Below are 17337 nucleotides of genomic sequence, written 5' to 3' on the forward strand. Positions count from 1 at the left end.
CCAACTCCTATTCTCCTTGTTCACCGTCTTCAATGACATCCGCCAGCTTGTTCGTAAATTGTTCAGCGGCATTCAGCCCCATCCGCTTCAATCTGAAGTTCATTGCTGCCACTTCGATGATGACTGCCAGATTTCGGCCTGGACGGACGGGAATCGTCAGTTTTGTGATTTCTGTATCAATGATTTTCATGGTTTCTTCCTCAAGCCCGAGACGGTCGTATTGCTTGCCCTGCTCCCAAAGTTCAAGGTTCATGACAATCGTGATTCGTTTATTGCTTCTGACCGCGCCGGCGCCAAACAGCGTCATCACGTTGATAATGCCAAGCCCCCTGATTTCAAGGAGATGCTCAATTAATTCCGGAGCGTTTCCGACAAGGGTATCCTGATCCTCCTGCCGAATTTCAACGCAATCATCGGCAACAAGGCGATGCCCTCTTTTCACAAGCTCCAGCGCTGTTTCACTTTTCCCGACGCCGCTTTTTCCTGTGATCAGCACGCCGACACCATATATATCGACAAGAACGCCATGAATCGCCGTGGTAGGCGCCAGCCGGCTCTCAAGGAAGTTGGTTAAACGGCTTGACAGTCTTGTCGTTTTCAGCGGCGATCTGAGGACTGGCACCCCATTTTTCTCAGAAGCGTCAATCAGCTCCTGCGGGATGGGCATATCTCTAGAAAGAATAATAGCTGGTGTTACATCAGTGCACAGAGAATCCATTCGCTGTTTTTTATCCTCTTCCGGAAGCTGTTCAAAGAAAGAAAGCTCTGTTTTTCCGAGAAGCTGCACGCGCTCTCTCGGGTAATATGTAAAATATCCGGCAATTTCAATGCCTGGTCTTGATAGGTCACTCATTGTAATCGGGCGGTTAATTCCTTCTTCTCCGCTGATTAATTCCAAATTGAACTGTTCCATTACGTCTTTTGTGCGAACCTTTGCCACGATATGTTCCTCCTGTTCCGGGCTGCCCCGAGCTTGCTCACAATACTTTCATTTTATCACTTTCAGGCTTGAACCTAAAACAGATTTTATAAAAGGGGGGAAAACACCTCAGCTGGTCTAGATCACTAGTCTGAAAAAGAGTAAAATAAAGGTATTCAAATTCCAGAAAGGCGGATCATCTATGGCAGAGAGTCTTCTTATCAAAGACATTGCGATCGTGACAGAAAATGAAGTAATCAAAAACGGCTATGTCGGAATCAATGACGGAAAAATCAGCACAGTCTCAACAGAACGGCCCAAGGAGTCATATTCAAAAGAGATTCAAGCACCTGCGGATTCCGTTTTGCTTCCCGGCATGATTGACATTCATATCCACGGCGGCTATGGCGCAGATACAATGGATGCTAGCTTTTCCACGCTCGACATCATGTCGTCAAGACTGCCCGAAGAAGGCACGACGAGCTTTTTAGCCACAACGATTACCCAAGAGCATGGGAACATTTCTCAAGCTTTGGTGAACGCAAGAGAGTGGAAAGCGGCTGAAGAGTCCTCTTTATTAGGTGCAGAACTGCTCGGCATTCATTTAGAGGGCCCCTTTGTTTCGCCTAAAAGAGCCGGAGCGCAGCCAAAAGAGTGGATTAGGCCTTCGGATGTTGCGCTTTTCAAAAAGTGGCAGCAGGAGGCGGGCGGACTGATCAAAATTGTTACACTTGCGCCGGAGGAGGATCAGCATTTTGAACTGATCCGCCATTTGAAAGACGAATCGATTATCGCATCCATGGGGCACTCGGATGCCGATTCCGCATTGCTGTCGGATGCCGCAAAAGCAGGGGCGAGCCATATGACTCATCTGTACAACGCGATGAGCCCGTTTCATCACCGAGAGCCCGGAGTGATCGGAACGGCGCTGGCCCATGATGGGTTTGTGACAGAGCTTATCGCCGATGGCATTCACTCCCATCCTTTAGCTGCAAAGCTTGCTTTTTTGGCGAAAGGCAGCAGCAAGCTCATTTTAATTACCGATTCCATGAGGGCAAAAGGACTGAAAGACGGCGTATATGAGTTCGGCGGCCAAAGTGTGACGGTAAGAGGACGAACAGCTCTTCTTTCAGACGGAACCCTTGCCGGTTCGATCCTCAAAATGAACGAGGGCGCACGGCATATGCGTGAGTTTACAAATTGCTCTTGGACGGATATAGCTAATATAACTTCTGCAAACGCGGCCAAACAGCTGGGCATCTTTGACCGAAAAGGCAGTGTGACTGTGGGAAAAGATGCAGATTTGGTGATTGTCAGCAGTGATTGCGAGGTGATTCTCACCATTTGCCGCGGAAACATTGCATTTATATCCAAGGAGGCTGACCAGATATGAAAGTAATGGAATGTCAAACGTATGAAGAGCTAAGCCAAATAGCAGCCAGAATAACGGCAGATACAATCAAAGAAAAACCTGATGCCGTTCTCGGTTTAGCGACGGGCGGCACACCGGAAGGCACGTATCGCGAGCTGATCCGCCTGCACCAAACTGAGAATCTCTCATTTCAAAACATCACTACAGTTAATTTGGATGAGTACGCCGGACTTTCAAGCGATGACCCGAACAGCTATCACTTCTATATGAACGACCGTTTTTTTCAGCATATCGACAGCAAGCCTAGCCGGCATTTTATTCCGAATGGAAATGCAGACGATTTGGAGGCCGAATGCAGACGATATGAACAGCTAGTCGATTCCCTCGGCGGCACTGACATTCAGCTTCTCGGCATCGGCCGAAACGGACACATTGGCTTTAACGAACCGGGAACGTCTTTCAAGTCGCGAACTCATGTTGTGACATTAAATGAGCAAACCCGCCAGGCGAATGCCAGATATTTTCCTTCCATAGACAGCGTGCCGAAAAAAGCACTCACAATGGGAATTCAAACGATACTCTCAAGCAAGCGTATTCTGCTGCTCATTTCTGGAAAAAGCAAAGCGGAAGCTGTTCGTAAGCTGTTAGAAGGAAACATAAGCGAAGATTTTCCCGCATCTGCTTTGCACCTGCATTCCAATGTTACGGTTTTGATTGATCGTGAAGCCGCGTCATTAAGACCTTGAAAGGAACATGCTGACTTATGAATATCAATAAACAATCGCCTATTCCGATTTATTATCAGATTATGGAGCAATTAAAAAACCAAATTAAGAGCGGAGAGCTGCAGCCGGATATGCCTCTTCCTTCTGAGCGCGAATATGCACAACAATTCGGGATCAGCCGGATGACAGTTCGCCAGGCGCTTTCTAATTTAGTTAATGAAGGCTTGCTCTATCGCCTGAAGGGGCGGGGCACCTTTGTCAGCAAGCCAAAAATGGAACAAGCACTTCAAGGGCTGACAAGCTTTACCGAGGATATGAAAAGCCGCGGGATGACACCGGGCAGCAGGCTCATTGATTATCAGCTTATTGATTCGACTGAGGAACTCGCGGCTATATTAGGCTGCGGGCACCCCTCCTCTATCCATAAAATCACTCGGGTGCGGCTGGCAAATGATATTCCGATGGCGATTGAGTCCTCACATATTCCGTTTGAGCTTGCGGGTGAATTAAACGAATCACATTTTCAGTCGTCGATCTATGATCATATTGAAAGGTACAACAGCATACCGATTTCCCGTGCAAAACAGGAGCTTGAGCCAAGCGCTGCCACCACGGAAGAAGCGAACATTCTTGGTATTCAAAAGGGAGCGCCGGTCCTATTAATCAAACGAACAACATATCTGCAGAACGGAACTGCTTTTGAGCATGCAAAATCTGTATACAGAGGCGACCGTTATACATTTGTCCACTATATGGATCGTCTTTCATAAAAAAAAAGCCTCCAACCCTTTTTAAGGATTGGAGACATGGCGAAAATCAAACTGGTCTGGTGCCGGACGATATGTCTCTTTTTTCGTCTTGAACTTCCAGATCGGTGATTTCGTTTTGCCGTTAAAACTGTCTTCCACTATAATGTACCAATAATAAACAGACTGCGGTTCAAGATGATCCCAGCGGAATTCAGCTGTATCCCCGCTCTTCACTTGCTCCCGTTTTCCGAGCTCATCATTGGTATATACGTTACATTCAAAATAATCGGTTTCCACCTTTTTGATTCTTGGCTTCAAATCAAGCGAAAGGGAAAATTCATCCTTGTTGCCATAGGTATCCGTATCATAGTAGTTCTTATCCTTTACATACGGAGAGTACGTCGATACGTGCACCATGTCATTGGCTTGGTCAAATTGAAGCAAACGCAAATACCCTTGGCCGCCTTCTGGCCCGCCCTGATAATCGGCCAGCATTTGATGCACAAGACGATCCGGTTTCCCATCACCATCATCATCCAGCTCATCTGTTTTTCTCATCGCACTATGATAATGCCCGCTCAACACCATCACGACATTCGGGTTCGGCTTTACGATTTCTTTGAATATTTTCTCTCCGATTGGGCTTCTGTTTCCGCTGACCAGCAAATACTCATGAAAAGCTAAAATGGCCATCCGGTCAGGATGCTTCTTCAGCACCTGATTCATCCACGCGATGTCTTCATCCGTAATGCCCCATCCCATGTACAGCATGATATAATCATTGCCGTTGCTAGAAATCAGGTCATAATGTCCGCGGTTGTTTTTATAGGAACCGCCATAATGCAATTTTTTATCAAAACGATCGCTGCCAAAATATTTGCCAAACGCCCTGTAGGAGCCGTCCTTATGCCCGACATCGTGGTTGCCGGCCAGCACGCCGTAAGGAATTCCGCTCTTATCCAGAACGGACATTGACCGATCAGCGTTTTTCCACTGTCTGATATCGGCGGAATCATCTACAATATCACCCGTGTGGAACACATATTTGATATTGAGCTGCTTTTGGTTATCTTTTATCCATTCGGTCTGTTTATCAAAAATATGCGGATAGCTTTCGGCGTAATACTGTGTATCAGACATCCAGACAAATGTGTACATATCCTTCGCAGGGGGAATTTCATCCTGTACAATCACATTCATTTTCGACTCCCGTACAAAATCGGCGGCAATCACAGACGCTTTCAGCGTAAACGGTTTGTCATCCTTCGCGACGAAGCTGTCAACAGGCTGCCATTCGTTTGTCCGATAATTCCAAGCATACATCGTCACCTTTCTCCCCGGCAAAGAACTGCCCTTCCAGACTGCTTCTGCCAGATCATTCTCATCAATTGATGGATCAACCGTCACTTCAAAGCGATGATAAGGGAAAAGCTCTTTGTTTTCTGTCGATACTGTTTTTCCATCAGCAGCAGATACCCGCTCCAATTCTTTATTCGTAAATGGGGTCTCACTTTCCGGCACAAAGCTTTTCGGCGGTTCAGTCAGTGACGCGTGCTTAAATATTTTCACATGATTTCGCGCTGTATATTGAAATCCCCTATAAAAACCAACATCCATGGCATCATTCGTCGGATCTTTCACCCGTACAGAAAGCTTGGCCTTATGCGTGTCGGCTTCGCTGTCTATAACCTCCGGCTGGTCCGGATGCTCTCGTTCGGTTTTAAACGTCCTCTCAATCACTGTTTTATTGCCCGCGAGATCCGTTGCTGTCACTTTTAGAGAATGTTTTCCCGGCAAAAGTTCAGAAGATGACGTATGATATGGGAGTGTAATGCTTTCTCCATCTAAAGACGCCTTCGCTTCCTCAATTTTGCTCCATTTATCATACATATCCGCCTGCAGGATAAGGTTTCCTTTATACGTTTGCCCCTCGGTGATATTCGGCTCAATGTGAGGTCCTGAATTATCTACCCGTACAACCAGGCTGACATTTTCCTTGCCGTCGCTTGCTTGAATATGGTGAGCGCCTTCAGAAAGCTTTGATGTATCCCACTCCAGCAGCTGTGATGTAAATAGTCCGTCAGGCAGATTGAACTGAAATTGCCAGCTTTTATTTGAGCGCTGATTATCGCCAATAAAGAGTTCCTTCTCAGGGGACACCCTCTGATCCCTGATCACCGTTCCATCCGATAACACCAATCGGGCGTTTTTGACTAAGAAGTCATCACGGTTTTCAGCCGTATCAAACGGGGACACCTTCGAACCCGATCGTATCGTAATACGCTGCAGCTGCTTCCCTTTCCGAAGCAGTGTCTCTGGCAATGGAACAGAATAGGTGCGGTATTTATTTGTTGTATCATCGAACACCTTTAGCACTTTGCCTTCCATCGTTACCGCGTTTTTAAAATAAAGGTTCGTTTTCCTCGTATCGAATGCAAAATATACTTCTTTTTCCATCGCGGGCTCTGTCACTTGTTTTTTCCCGTCAATCCATAGCTTAATGCGGTCAGCTCGCCCTTCTGTCGTGGCTTTGAGAAATTGAGTTCCCGACAGCGTGTCTCTGTTTTCAATATTCATCCGCAGACCGTGCGACTTGCTTGTTTGTTTAATATCAATCATTTTGACCGGCGTTCTCGCTTCATTGATCCCGTCCCCGGCCGCCACATAATACTCTAGCTGATCCTTCCCGATCAATTCAGGCGAATACACAATATAATGGTAGAGATTATCGTTGCGGTCTTTTTCAGCAAGAATTCGCTTAAACGGTTTGTTCTCATCCGTCCGGTAGTAAAAGGCCGCTGTTTTCACTAGACTTCGGTCCCGTATGTCAGCCCGCAGCTCAATGCTTTCAGCAGGGCGGACAGGCTTGCGGTCAGTTAAATCCTCAATGACCGGCTTTTCTTTATCGAGCTTGATTTTCCGTTTCTGCTCGGGCACCTGTGCCTGTAATACGGTTCCGGGAGATGGATTCTTTTCCCCGATTGAAATGTTCAGAAGTTCTGCGGTTCCGTTCAGCGGATACTTATAAAGCACTGATGACAGCCGGCGCAGCGCATGTTTCCGATAATGCGCAACCGAAATGTCCTTTCCTGTATTCGTTGATATCACAACGGCCCGCGGCCTCGTATTGGCCATACCCTCTGTCTCGTCTATCACCGCGAGATTTTTTCCTTCTTTTAGTTGTGTCTGATAATAACGATTGAAATCCTCTGACGTCAATTCTGGATGCCCGGCAGGCTTCAGCCAGACGACAAACGTTTCGCCGGATGGTATCAAGATCCTTTCATCAGGTCTCCAAATCAGATCGGAGTCAGGCCCTTCTTTTGGGTAGCGGTAACGGATATGGTAGTCTTTAAAATCAATCGTTCTGTCAGTCGTATTAAAAATCTCAATAAATTCATAACCGTCTGCACGTCCTATATTCTTCGTATCAACCGCCAGCTCTGTGATCAGAAGCTCCGGAATATGGGCAAGGTCAGCCTGGTATCCTTCAAGCTTCAGTTTCTTCGTCTCCGACTTCACCCGCTGCTTCCCATTCGACATCACAATGTAATACTCAAGCTCGCTGTTCCAAATCAAACGTTTCGGAATTTGTGCCAAAAACTTGCGGACCGCTCCGGGGGTCGGGTCCATCGGCACCATTTTGTAGCCCAGCTCATTACTTTGTTTATAAAAAAGAAAGGCGGAAAATGCTTGATACGAATTATCGCGAACTTGAGCCTCAATCATTAGATTGTTTCTCATTTCAGCTTTCACATCAATTTGAGGAGGATTTTCAAGCAAGGGTATGTAATGAGGCGTTTGAAATAGTTCCTGCTGTACAACAGGAACAGCTTTCGATTCATGATGGCCGCCAGACAAAACGGAAAGAAAAGACAGTAATATAGAAGCAATAACCGTGTATTTCCTCATCAAAGCACCTCCCTTTTCATGTATTTTGCGTCTGAACAGGGAAGCTTATGAGTTCATTTTTAAACAATATCCAATCTGACAAAGCAGATAGTATACGACATATACGCGGGACTGCTGACAAAAAGCGAACACTTCACTTCACAATTTTTTAAGGAGGCTGCAGAACATGTAAAAAAGCTGCCTTTGCGGGCAGCTTTTTTTTATTTTTTTCTAAGCGGCTCTAAAATGCCTTTTTGAATCAGCAAATGGAAGACCGACAGGATAACGGATGCCCATATCGCTGTGCCGAAGCCGTCGATTTGAAAGCTGTCACCCATAATGGACGCGGTCATCATAAGCGTGATGGCGTTAATCACAAACAAGAAGAGTCCAAGCGTCACCATGGTGACCGGCAGTGTAAAGATAATTAAAAGCGGTTTAATCAGCACGTTTAAGATCGATAAAATGAGGCTGGCGATAATCGCTGCCCCAATGCTGCTGATATGGATGGAGTCAATATATCCATCAATGACGATTAATAACAATGCATTGACTAAAATGCTGACTGCCCATTTTACCATGTCATTTCATATCCCTTTCTGACGGGACGATAAAAATCCAAATGATATAAATGAGCAAAACCGGGAAAACACTTGTCATAATGGCTAAGATAACAGTTATGACTCTGAGGAGTGATGCGTCCCAATTGAAATATTCCGCGAGACCTCCGATAACACCGGCGATTTTCTTATTTTTTTCTGAGCGATAAAGCTTATTCATTCGATCACCTCTGTGAGTACTTTAGTTTGATGGCGCCTGTTAGTGATTCTGAGAAGACGGTGATGTTTTGATCATGTGCCTGATTTGAAGTGAACATCATTTCTTTTTGAATGGTATCATTTTTTTCCTTCAGCATCTCAACATCCATTAATTCATGGGACAGCGAACCAAGATTGCTTTTCAGCTCTGCCTTGACTGCGAGATCGTCCGGAATCGCAAGCTCCACACTTCCAGTCGTTGTTTTTGCATAAATGGAGCGGCAGTCTGATTCTGTTACGTTAATCGCAATATTTCCGTTAAAGCTTTGAACGTCAATGGATTCGCTTTTCCCTCGGAGATCGATCAATCCGTTAATGGTTTCCGCTTCTATCGTTCCGCAGCTGTGGCTGGCGAGTTTAATTTGCCCGTTGGCCGTTTCAGCTATGGCTTTTTCGGCTGTTAAGTGCGAGAACGACAGCACGCCGTTTGTCGTTTTCGCTGAGAACTCTTTTACATGTAAATGTTCCCCTCTGACCGGACCGTTAAACAGCTTCACTCGAATCTTATCATACTCCTTCTGAGGAATATACAAAGTGACATTCGTTTTCATCGTCTTTTTCTCAGTACGGATAAAAAATTTATTTCCTTTGATTTCACATTCAATATGCTGAAGAAATGCGTGTCTCGCCGCATCCTGGCTATCAGCGCGATATACCTTCGCCTGGCATTCCGCTCTGATATCGTCATCTTCCCAAGGGACGATATTCACGCTGCCATTGGCAATTTGCAGCTCAACACTGGAAAAGTCAGTATCTTTAAATTGAAAAATGTGCTGAACATCATACGCATGGCCAAAGTTTAAATCAAGGTCAACTTCCTTGACCTTTTTCACAGCAGAATCAATCCAGTCAAACAGCTTGGCTCCTAAAGACGGCTTGCCGCTTTCTTTTTTTGCCGTTGTAAATGGCTCTTCCTCGTCATGAACGTGAACTGAGAGCGCTGTGATTTTCTCTTCTTTTTCCTTGTAGTCGCTGTCAAGCTTTTCAATCAGTGTCAAAGCTTCTTGTGCTGTAAGCTTTCCTTCCTCAACAAGCTTAAGGATTCGTTCCTTTTCTTGCATCATTACGATCTCCTCCCCATTGTCTACTTATGCTGCACGCAGGACCTTAATGCCCTGAATCACATTCCAAATGATAATGCCAATGACAACCAAGAAATAAATAACCGCTCCCCCAATGATTACAAATACAGGAAGCAAGCTGTCTCCATCAATCGCAACGGCTCCGCCAAGTAAAGCAATAAAAAGGAACAGCCAGCCGACAAACGGAACTATGTGAGAAATAAGAGAGCGTATCGCATGGCGTTTTGTTTCTTTCTCATTTACAACAAAATAAGCGACAATCGGCACAATGATTGGCGCAATAAACACACTGAAATAACAAAGTGATGCAATAATAGCTTGATTACGGTTCAATTCATTCCACACTCCTATTGTGAATTGTCCATGACAAAAGATCAGGGACGTTTTACTTATTTATACGTTTAAAATCTCTTCAGGTTTCAAATTCATTCTTTAGACATGCTCCGATTTACGGAAATTGGATTTTAAAAAGTTTTAGAAGTAGAATCTTCCGGCTATACCGATTACAATATGTAAAAAGCTTACGGCAACCAAGGAGGCTGGACAAGCAATGGAGAAAGATCCCAGTGACTATACAGTAACACAAGAATCAGTGTTAAAGCTGATTCTTGAACAAAAAAGAATGAATCGTGAAATGATCGCCGAGCTTGAGCAGATTCACGGACCCTTCCCGATCTCTCACGATATCCAATATATAAAAGTGCTGCTCGACAGCAGCAACACGCATATTGTTCAAGATTTAATGAGTGTAAGTAAGCAGCTGTATAAGAAGACTTTGTAATTGCGGAAAACATATCATTCATTATAACTGAAACAAAGCTAAAGGTTAGATGACAATATCTTGCCTTTTTTGTTTTGAAAAAACAAGTGATTCCCTGGCTGTCACAAAATGATTGTAACAAAAAAAGCCTGCCGGCACATCCAATTAATGGACTCTGTCGGCAAGCTGTAACTATCAGAAAGAGATAGCCGTTCAAAATTAACGTAACAATTGAAGCACGTTTTGCGGCTGTTGGTTTGCTTGAGCAAGCATCGCTTGAGAAGCTTGAGAAAGAATGTTGTTCTTTGTGAAATCGCTCATTTCTTTCGCCATGTCAACGTCACGGATACGAGACTCAGCAGCTGTCAAGTTTTCAGAAGAAGCACCAAGGTTGTTGATTGTGTGCTCTAGACGGTTTTGTACCGCACCAAGTTTAGCACGTTGGTTTGAAACACTTGTAATTGCACTATCGATTTTAACAATCTCAGTGTCAAAACTAAAATCATCTGCTGAAACATCGATACCTTTTACTCCTAAAGTTGTTGCATCCATGTTGCCAATTGTAACATTAATATTTTGGCCAGCATTTGCACCAATTTGGAATGTAAATCCTGCTGTTTCACTACCGTCTAAAAGTTTTTTTCCGTTAAATTCAGTACGTTGAGAAATTCCATCGATCTCTTCAGTTAAAGCATCCATTTCATCTTTAATTGCAGTTAAATCTTCAGTTTGCTGTGTACCTGTGTTTCCTGCTTGAACAGTAAGTTCACGCATACGTTGAAGGATTGCATGGGTTTCAGTCAATGCACCCTCAGCTGTTTGGATAAGAGAAATTCCGTCTTGAGAGTTTTTAGAAGCCATTTCAAGACCTCTGATTTGTCCTCTCATTTTTTCAGAAATCGCAAGACCCGCTGCGTCATCTCCCGCACGGTTGATGCGAAGACCTGAAGAAAGTTTCTCCATGTTTTTTGAGCTCGCGCTGTTGTTTGAAGACAAACGGTTTAATGTGTTAAGCGCTGCAATATTGTGGTTGATTCTCATGTGAAAAATACCTCCATGTGTATATGTTTTTGAAATCAAAGACTTCCTTTTCTTTGATTTCTGGCGTATCAGATTCCAATAAAGCTTCTAACCTATGTAAATTCAGTTATTGATTAAGGATGCCTTTAAGCCCCTTAATAGGGTTTGTCTGCTTAATTTGGAAATCATCATCCGCCTTTCAATTCATATATCGACAGCAATTTGTAAATGTTTAGGCGTTTTCCCAAAGAAATTTTACCCAAAGACGATTCTAAACCTATTATGCCGTAAAGAAAAAGCTTGCCTGCTAAGCCCTAGGATGGACTTGCTGACAAGCTGTCCCCTCTTAACAGAGGGTTTTAAGATGTAGCTGTTTCTTTCGCTTTCAAGAGCGATTTCATGCGTGTTTTGTCACGTTCGATAACAGGCTTCAAATAACGGCCTGTATATGATTCTTCCACTTCAGTGATTTCCTCAGGCGTTCCTGACGCGACAATGGTTCCGCCCCCGGCTCCGCCTTCCGGGCCCAAATCCACAATGTAATCGGCTGTCTTAATGATATCAAGGTTGTGCTCAATAACAAGTACAGTGTCTCCGTTGTCTACCAACCGTTGCAGCACGACAAGAAGCCTGGCGATATCGTCGACATGCAAACCTGTCGTTGGCTCATCTAAAATGTAGAGCGTGCGTCCGGTCGAGCGTTTGTGCAGCTCTGACGCGAGCTTCACGCGCTGCGCTTCTCCGCCTGACAAGGTCGTCGCCGGCTGGCCGAGCGTAATATAACCTAAACCAACATCATAAAGGGTTTGGAGCTTGCGTTTGATTTTCGGGATATTTTCAAAGAAAGAAAGAGCATCTTCAACCGTCATATCAAGCACATCAGAGATGCTTTTTCCTTTGTACGTCACTTCAAGCGTTTCACGGTTATAGCGTTTGCCGTGACACACCTCGCATGGAACGTATACGTCAGGAAGGAAGTGCATTTCAATTTTAATAATCCCGTCTCCGCGGCAGGCTTCACATCGTCCGCCCTTCACGTTGAAGCTGAAACGGCCTTTTTTATAGCCGCGGACCTTCGCTTCATTTGTCTGCGCGAATACATCACGAATGTCATCAAATACACCGGTGTATGTCGCAGGGTTGGATCTCGGCGTTCTTCCAATTGGCGCCTGGTCAATGTCAATGACTTTGTCTAAATGATCCAAACCTTTAATCTCTTTATGGCTGCCAGGCTTCGCTTTCGCTTTATGAAGCTTTTGCGCCAGCGCCTTATGCAAAATTTCATTAACGAGTGTACTCTTTCCTGAACCGGAAACACCTGTAACTGCTGTAAACGTCCCAAGCGGGAACTTGGCATTCACTTTTTTCAGGTTGTTTTCTGAAGCACCTTTAATTTCAATGTAACGTCCGTCCGGCTTTCTTCTTTCAGGAGGCAATGGGATAAACTTTTTCCCTGATAAATAGCTGCCCGTTAATGAGTTTGGATCTTCCATCACTTCTTCCGGCGTACCCGCAGATATCACCTGTCCGCCGTGAATGCCGGCTCCCGGTCCAATATCTATTAAATAATCTGCTGCCATCATCGTGTCCTCATCATGTTCGACAACAATCAGCGTGTTCCCGAGGTCTCTCATATTTTTCAGAGCGCTGATCAAGCGGTCGTTATCACGCTGATGCAGACCGATAGACGGCTCATCTAAAATATAAAGCACACCGGATAAGCGCGAGCCAATTTGAGTCGCCAGCCTGATGCGCTGCGCCTCTCCCCCTGACAATGTACCCGCTGCCCTGCTCAATGTCAGGTAATCGAGGCCGACTTTGTCCAGAAAGCTTAAGCGCTCCACAATTTCGCGCAAAATCAAATTGGCGATCTGCATATCCTTCTCAGAAAGGGTAAGGTCTTTAAAGAAGGCAAGTGTGTCGGCGACAGACAGCTCGGTAATTTTTCCAATGTGGCGGCCGTCAATCAGTACGGCAAGCGCCTCTTTCTTTAACCGATAGCCTTTGCACGTCGGACAAGACTTCTGAGACATATACTGCTCCATTTGCTCACGGATGAAATCAGAGCCTGTCTCCTTATAGCGTCTTTCAATGTTGCGCAATACGCCTTCAAATTGAATTTCACCTTCGCGTATTTGTCCAAAATCATTTTCATATCGGAAATAAATCAGGTCATCCCCGCTGCCGTACAACACTTTATCCAGTTGATGCTTCGGCAAATCTTTGACCGGCACATCCATATCAATCCCGTAGTGGGTGCAGACTGCCTCAAGCAGCTGAGGATAATATTGTGAGCTGATCGGTGTCCAAGGGGCGACCGCATTCTCCTTCAATGACAAATCTTGATTGGGGATGACAAGATCGGCATCCACTTCAAGCTTCATTCCGAGACCGTCACACGTCGGACACGCCCCGAACGGACTGTTAAACGAAAACAGACGCGGCTCAAGTTCACCAATTGAAAATCCGCAGTGCGGACAGGCATGATGCTCGCTGAACATCAGCTCTTCCTCACCGATGACATCGATCATAACCCGTCCTTCACCTAAACGAAGCGCCGTTTCCAATGAATCTGACAGCCGGGCTGCCACGCCTTCTTTCACGACAATCCGGTCAATGACTACCTCAATGGAATGCTTCTTGTTCTTTTCTAATTCGATATCGTCGGAAAGCTCAGCCATCTCGCCGTCAATTCTGACTCTGACATAGCCTTGTTTCCTAATCTGTTCAAGCACTTTGACATGAGCGCCTTTTCGGCCCGAGACAATCGGCGCCAGCACCTGAAGCTTCGTCCGTTCCGGGTATTCCAGAATTCTGTCCACCATTTGCTCGATGGTCTGGGATGTAATCTCAATTCCGTGTTCCGGACAATGAGGCTTCCCTACTCTCGCATATAAAAGACGCAGATAATCATAAATCTCAGTTACCGTACCGACAGTAGACCTCGGATTGCGGCTCGTTGTTTTCTGATCAATGCTGATGGCGGGAGAGAGCCCCTCAATTGCATCCACATCCGGCTTATCCATTTGCCCTAAAAACTGGCGGGCATAGGCAGACAGCGACTCGACATACCGTCTCTGTCCTTCAGCATATATCGTGTCAAAGGCAAGGGAGGATTTACCTGATCCGGACAAACCCGTGACAACGACAAGCTGATCTCTCGGAATCGTTACATCTATATTTTTCAGGTTATGCGCCCTGGCTCCCTTCACCTCTATCCGATCCATAGCCATTTGTTCATCATCCTTCCGCTTTTAGCTCTAAAAGTAAATCGCGAAGCTCCGCGGCTCTCTCAAAGTCAAGCGCCTTGGCGGCTTCCTTCATTTCATGCTCCATCTGTTCAACGACTTTCTGGCGTTCTTTCTTCGTCATTTTCGACAGCTTCGGCGCGGCTTTTGTTTTGTATTCCGCTTTATCCTCAGCTGCTACTGTGGCACGAATGACATCGCGAATTTCTTTATTTATCGTTTTCGGCGTAATGCCGTGCTCTTCGTTAAACCGCTCCTGCTGCTCGCGGCGGCGTTTTGTTTCATTAATCGCAATTTCCATAGACTTCGTTATTTTATCGGCGTACATAATGACGCGGCCTTCCGCATTTCTCGCTGCCCGTCCGATGGTCTGGATCAGCGACCGCTCCGAACGAAGGAAACCTTCCTTATCCGCATCCAAAATCGCAACAAGGGATACTTCGGGAATGTCCAAACCTTCCCTCAGCAGGTTGATGCCGACAAGCACATCGTACTTGCCAAGGCGCAGGTCGCGGATAATTTCAATCCGTTCAAGCGTCTTGATCTCAGAATGCAGATAGTTTACTTTAATGCCGATTTCCTTTAAATAATCGGTCAGATCCTCTGACATCTTCTTCGTCAAAGTTGTCACAAGCACCCGTTCATTCCGCTCGATTCTTGCTTGAATTTCGCCGATCAAGTCGTCAATCTGACCTTCGATTGGACGGACGTCAATAAGCGGGTCAAGAAGCCCCGTCGGACGAATGATCTGTTCGACCATTTCATCTGTATGTTCAATCTCGTACGGCCCTGGTGTTGCTGATACATACACGATATTGTGCATATGCTTTTCAAATTCCTCAAAACGAAGCGGACGGTTATCAAGCGCTGATGGAAGCCGGAAGCCGTGATCCACGAGCACCTGTTTCCGCGCCTGGTCTCCGTTAAACATGCCGCGCACCTGAGGAATTGTCACATGCGACTCATCCACCACGATCATAAAATCGTCTGGGAAATAATCAAGAAGCGTATACGGCGTTGAACCTGGAGGCCGCAGAGTCAAATGTCTTGAATAGTTCTCGATGCCGGAGCAGAAACCCATTTCACGCATCATTTCAAGATCATATCTTGTCCGCTGCTCTAAACGCTGCGCTTCAAGGAGCTTTCCGTTTTCATGCATGACCTTCAGCTGCTCCTCAAGCTCCTTCTCGATATTTTGAATCGCCTTCTCCATTTTCTCGGCCCGCGTTACGAAGTGGGATGCCGGGAAAATCGCAACATGATCTCGGTCGCCGAGAATTTCTCCTGTCAGCGCATCTACTTCCCGAATCCGTTCGATTTCGTCACCGAAAAATTCAACTCTGACACAATGCTCATCACGGGATGCCGGAAAGATTTCCACTACATCCCCGCGCACACGAAATGTACCGCGCTGAAAGTCGATATCGTTGCGGGCATATTGGATGTCTACAAGTTTTCTGAGCAGCTCGTTGCGCTCAATTTCCATTTCACTCCGCAGTGACACGACCATTTCCCGGTATTCCTCAGGCGAACCGAGGCCGTATATACAAGACACACTCGCAATAATAATGACATCTCTGCGCTCAAACAAAGCTGATGTGGCGGAGTGTCTCAGTTTATCAATTTCATCATTAATACTAGCGTCTTTCTCTATAAATGTATCCGTTTGAGGCACATACGCCTCCGGCTGATAATAATCATAGTAGCTGACAAAATACTCGACAGCATTGTTCGGAAAAAATTCCTTGAACTCACTGTAAAGCTGTCCAGCAAGGGTTTTGTTATGGGCAATCACGAGAGTCGGCTTATTGACTTCTTTAATCAAATTGGACACCGTAAATGTTTTCCCAGTTCCTGTTGCACCCAGCAGAGTCTGATGCTTCTTGCCCTCCTGAATTCCTTTCACAAGCTTTTCAATGGCTTTCGGCTGATCTCCCTGGGGCTGATATTTCGAGACTAACTCAAAGCGATCTTTCACAAAAATAAGCCTCCGTTTCTTTAACGAAATCTTCCTATAGATATAGTAACACAATGGAAAGCAAAATCACTAAAAATACGAACTAAAGTTCGGTGGTTTTTTATTTCCAGCTGTTTTTGTGTATAAAAAACCTGCTTTTAAAACGTAAAAGCAGGTATTCAGTCTTTATATTCATTATGTCCGATTTATTCTTCTTTTTTCTCTGCAGCTTTTTTGGCCATATACAGTCCGCCAGCCACAAGAGACACAACATCCAATCCTACAATAAAATACGTTTCTGTATAGCCTTTTAAATAAGAGGCAAACAGCAATGCAGCTGTTAAAGCGATCGCCACATAATGATTAAAGGTGACTCTAGTAAATAAAACAACAAGCATAAAAGGGAAAAACAATGCAAAAACGGCTTTTGTAATCAACAAAAACCCTCCTCAGGGATTCTTCATCTGATCTGATTATAGTAAAAAATGAAGAATCGGACAATCGTGCATTCGCTCCCTCTACTACACCATACCCCTTTTCAGCCAAAATCAATCACCATATTTGCATTTTGGTACCGGTCAAAACTTATTCCATAATGCCGCTGTTCTAATCAGCGGCACTTTTTTTATTACATCATCAAGTCCGCCGCCAGATTCTGAGAATAAAAGAAAATAGGCATACAGTACCAGTACGGCCGCATTTTTCATGATAATCTAACTAACTTAACTATTCATTTTATTTAGGACTTTCTGCGTTTGACAGCATTTTCCTGAAAACCTACAATTGAATGATAGTG

The 17337-nt window shown here is 45.1% G+C and carries 14 protein-coding genes; 4 read left to right on the forward strand and 10 right to left on the reverse strand.

From position 1 onward, the window contains the following. Positions 1-7: 7 nt before the first annotated feature. Positions 8-940 carry an HPr(Ser) kinase/phosphatase gene (gene hprK, locus CW370_RS10575; RefSeq protein ID WP_024571931.1) on the reverse strand — a complete coding sequence of 311 codons (933 nt, stop codon included), beginning with the start codon at positions 938-940 and terminating at the stop codon, positions 8-10. 181 nt (positions 941-1121) lie between these two features. Between hprK and nagA the strand changes: the two genes are divergently transcribed. The 3 genes from nagA to nagR are packed head-to-tail and all read left to right on the forward strand — an operon-like array spanning position 1122 to position 3786. Next, positions 1122-2312, forward strand: a complete 1191-nt coding sequence (gene nagA, locus CW370_RS10580) for an N-acetylglucosamine-6-phosphate deacetylase (RefSeq protein WP_101169633.1) — start codon at positions 1122-1124, stop codon at positions 2310-2312. Next, a complete protein-coding gene (gene nagB / locus CW370_RS10585) occupies positions 2309-3037 on the forward strand; it encodes a glucosamine-6-phosphate deaminase (protein WP_101169634.1) in 729 nt (242 codons plus the stop codon). Before nagA ends, nagB begins: the two co-directional genes overlap by 4 nt. Before the next feature lie 17 nt (positions 3038-3054). Then, positions 3055-3786 carry an N-acetylglucosamine utilization transcriptional regulator NagR gene (gene nagR, locus CW370_RS10590; RefSeq protein WP_029946143.1) on the forward strand — a complete coding sequence of 244 codons (732 nt, stop codon included), beginning with the start codon at positions 3055-3057 and terminating at the stop codon, positions 3784-3786. Positions 3787-3807: 21 nt separating this feature from the next. Here nagR and CW370_RS10595 read toward each other — a convergent pair whose 3' ends face one another. The 5 genes from CW370_RS10595 to yvlA form a co-directional block, all read right to left on the reverse strand. After that, positions 3808-7677 (reverse strand): metallophosphoesterase, encoded by a 3870-nt coding sequence (locus CW370_RS10595; RefSeq protein ID WP_101169635.1) that lies wholly within the window; start codon positions 7675-7677, stop codon positions 3808-3810. 200 nt (positions 7678-7877) lie between these two features. After that, positions 7878-8237, reverse strand: a complete 360-nt coding sequence (locus CW370_RS10600; protein WP_003228066.1) for a phage holin family protein — start codon at positions 8235-8237, stop codon at positions 7878-7880. Between the two features lies 1 nt (position 8238). Then, on the reverse strand, positions 8239-8436 hold the full coding sequence (locus CW370_RS10605; protein WP_015384763.1) for a PspC domain-containing protein: 198 nt from the start codon (positions 8434-8436) through the stop codon (positions 8239-8241). A 4-nt stretch (positions 8437-8440) separates the two neighbouring features. Continuing rightward, positions 8441-9538 carry a DUF4097 family beta strand repeat-containing protein gene (locus CW370_RS10610; protein ID WP_014481027.1) on the reverse strand — a complete coding sequence of 366 codons (1098 nt, stop codon included), beginning with the start codon at positions 9536-9538 and terminating at the stop codon, positions 8441-8443. Positions 9539-9562: 24 nt separating this feature from the next. Further along, positions 9563-9889 carry a protein YvlA gene (gene yvlA, locus CW370_RS10615; protein WP_003244375.1) on the reverse strand — a complete coding sequence of 109 codons (327 nt, stop codon included), beginning with the start codon at positions 9887-9889 and terminating at the stop codon, positions 9563-9565. 217 nt (positions 9890-10106) lie between these two features. Here yvlA and CW370_RS10620 point away from each other — a divergent pair, with 217 nt between their 5' ends. Next, positions 10107-10337, forward strand: coding sequence for a hypothetical protein (locus CW370_RS10620; protein WP_024571653.1), 231 nt, complete (start codon positions 10107-10109; stop codon positions 10335-10337). A 198-nt stretch (positions 10338-10535) separates the two neighbouring features. Here the strand turns inward: CW370_RS10620 and hag are convergent, their stop codons facing one another. The 4 genes from hag to CW370_RS10640 all read right to left on the reverse strand — a co-directional run bounded on the left by hag (position 10536) and on the right by CW370_RS10640 (position 16978). Further along, positions 10536-11357 carry a flagellin Hag gene (gene hag, locus CW370_RS10625; protein WP_029318328.1) on the reverse strand — a complete coding sequence of 274 codons (822 nt, stop codon included), beginning with the start codon at positions 11355-11357 and terminating at the stop codon, positions 10536-10538. A 338-nt stretch (positions 11358-11695) separates the two neighbouring features. After that, on the reverse strand, positions 11696-14569 hold the full coding sequence (gene uvrA / locus CW370_RS10630; RefSeq protein WP_101169636.1) for an excinuclease ABC subunit UvrA: 2874 nt from the start codon (positions 14567-14569) through the stop codon (positions 11696-11698). Between the two features lie 7 nt (positions 14570-14576). Continuing rightward, positions 14577-16562, reverse strand: a complete 1986-nt coding sequence (gene uvrB / locus CW370_RS10635) for an excinuclease ABC subunit UvrB (RefSeq protein ID WP_024573253.1) — start codon at positions 16560-16562, stop codon at positions 14577-14579. Positions 16563-16747: 185 nt separating this feature from the next. After that, positions 16748-16978 (reverse strand): CsbA family protein, encoded by a 231-nt coding sequence (locus CW370_RS10640; RefSeq protein ID WP_003228053.1) that lies wholly within the window; start codon positions 16976-16978, stop codon positions 16748-16750. Positions 16979-17337: the final 359 nt, after the last annotated feature.

This window comes from Bacillus sp. SN32, assembly GCF_002837495.1.
Classification (GTDB): Bacteria; Bacillota; Bacilli; order Bacillales; family Bacillaceae; genus Bacillus; species Bacillus subtilis.

What these genes read in the sequence shown, in the direction of transcription:
- nagA (WP_101169633.1), top strand. Translation starts at nt 1,122, where the DNA reads ATGGCAGAGAGTCTTCTTATCAAAGACATTGCGATCGTGACAGAAAAT.
- nagB (WP_101169634.1), top strand. Translation starts at nt 2,309, where the DNA reads ATGAAAGTAATGGAATGTCAAACGTATGAAGAGCTAAGCCAAATAGCA.
- nagR (WP_029946143.1), top strand. Translation starts at nt 3,055, where the DNA reads ATGAATATCAATAAACAATCGCCTATTCCGATTTATTATCAGATTATG.
- CW370_RS10595 (WP_101169635.1), bottom strand. Translation starts at nt 7,677, where the DNA reads ATGAGGAAATACACGGTTATTGCTTCTATATTACTGTCTTTTCTTTCC.
- CW370_RS10600 (WP_003228066.1), bottom strand. Translation starts at nt 8,237, where the DNA reads ATGGTAAAATGGGCAGTCAGCATTTTAGTCAATGCATTGTTATTAATC.
- CW370_RS10605 (WP_015384763.1), bottom strand. Translation starts at nt 8,436, where the DNA reads ATGAATAAGCTTTATCGCTCAGAAAAAAATAAGAAAATCGCCGGTGTT.
- CW370_RS10610 (WP_014481027.1), bottom strand. Translation starts at nt 9,538, where the DNA reads ATGATGCAAGAAAAGGAACGAATCCTTAAGCTTGTTGAGGAAGGAAAG.
- CW370_RS10620 (WP_024571653.1), top strand. Translation starts at nt 10,107, where the DNA reads ATGGAGAAAGATCCCAGTGACTATACAGTAACACAAGAATCAGTGTTA.
- hag (WP_029318328.1), bottom strand. Translation starts at nt 11,357, where the DNA reads ATGAGAATCAACCACAATATTGCAGCGCTTAACACATTAAACCGTTTG.
- uvrA (WP_101169636.1), bottom strand. Translation starts at nt 14,569, where the DNA reads ATGGCTATGGATCGGATAGAGGTGAAGGGAGCCAGGGCGCATAACCTG.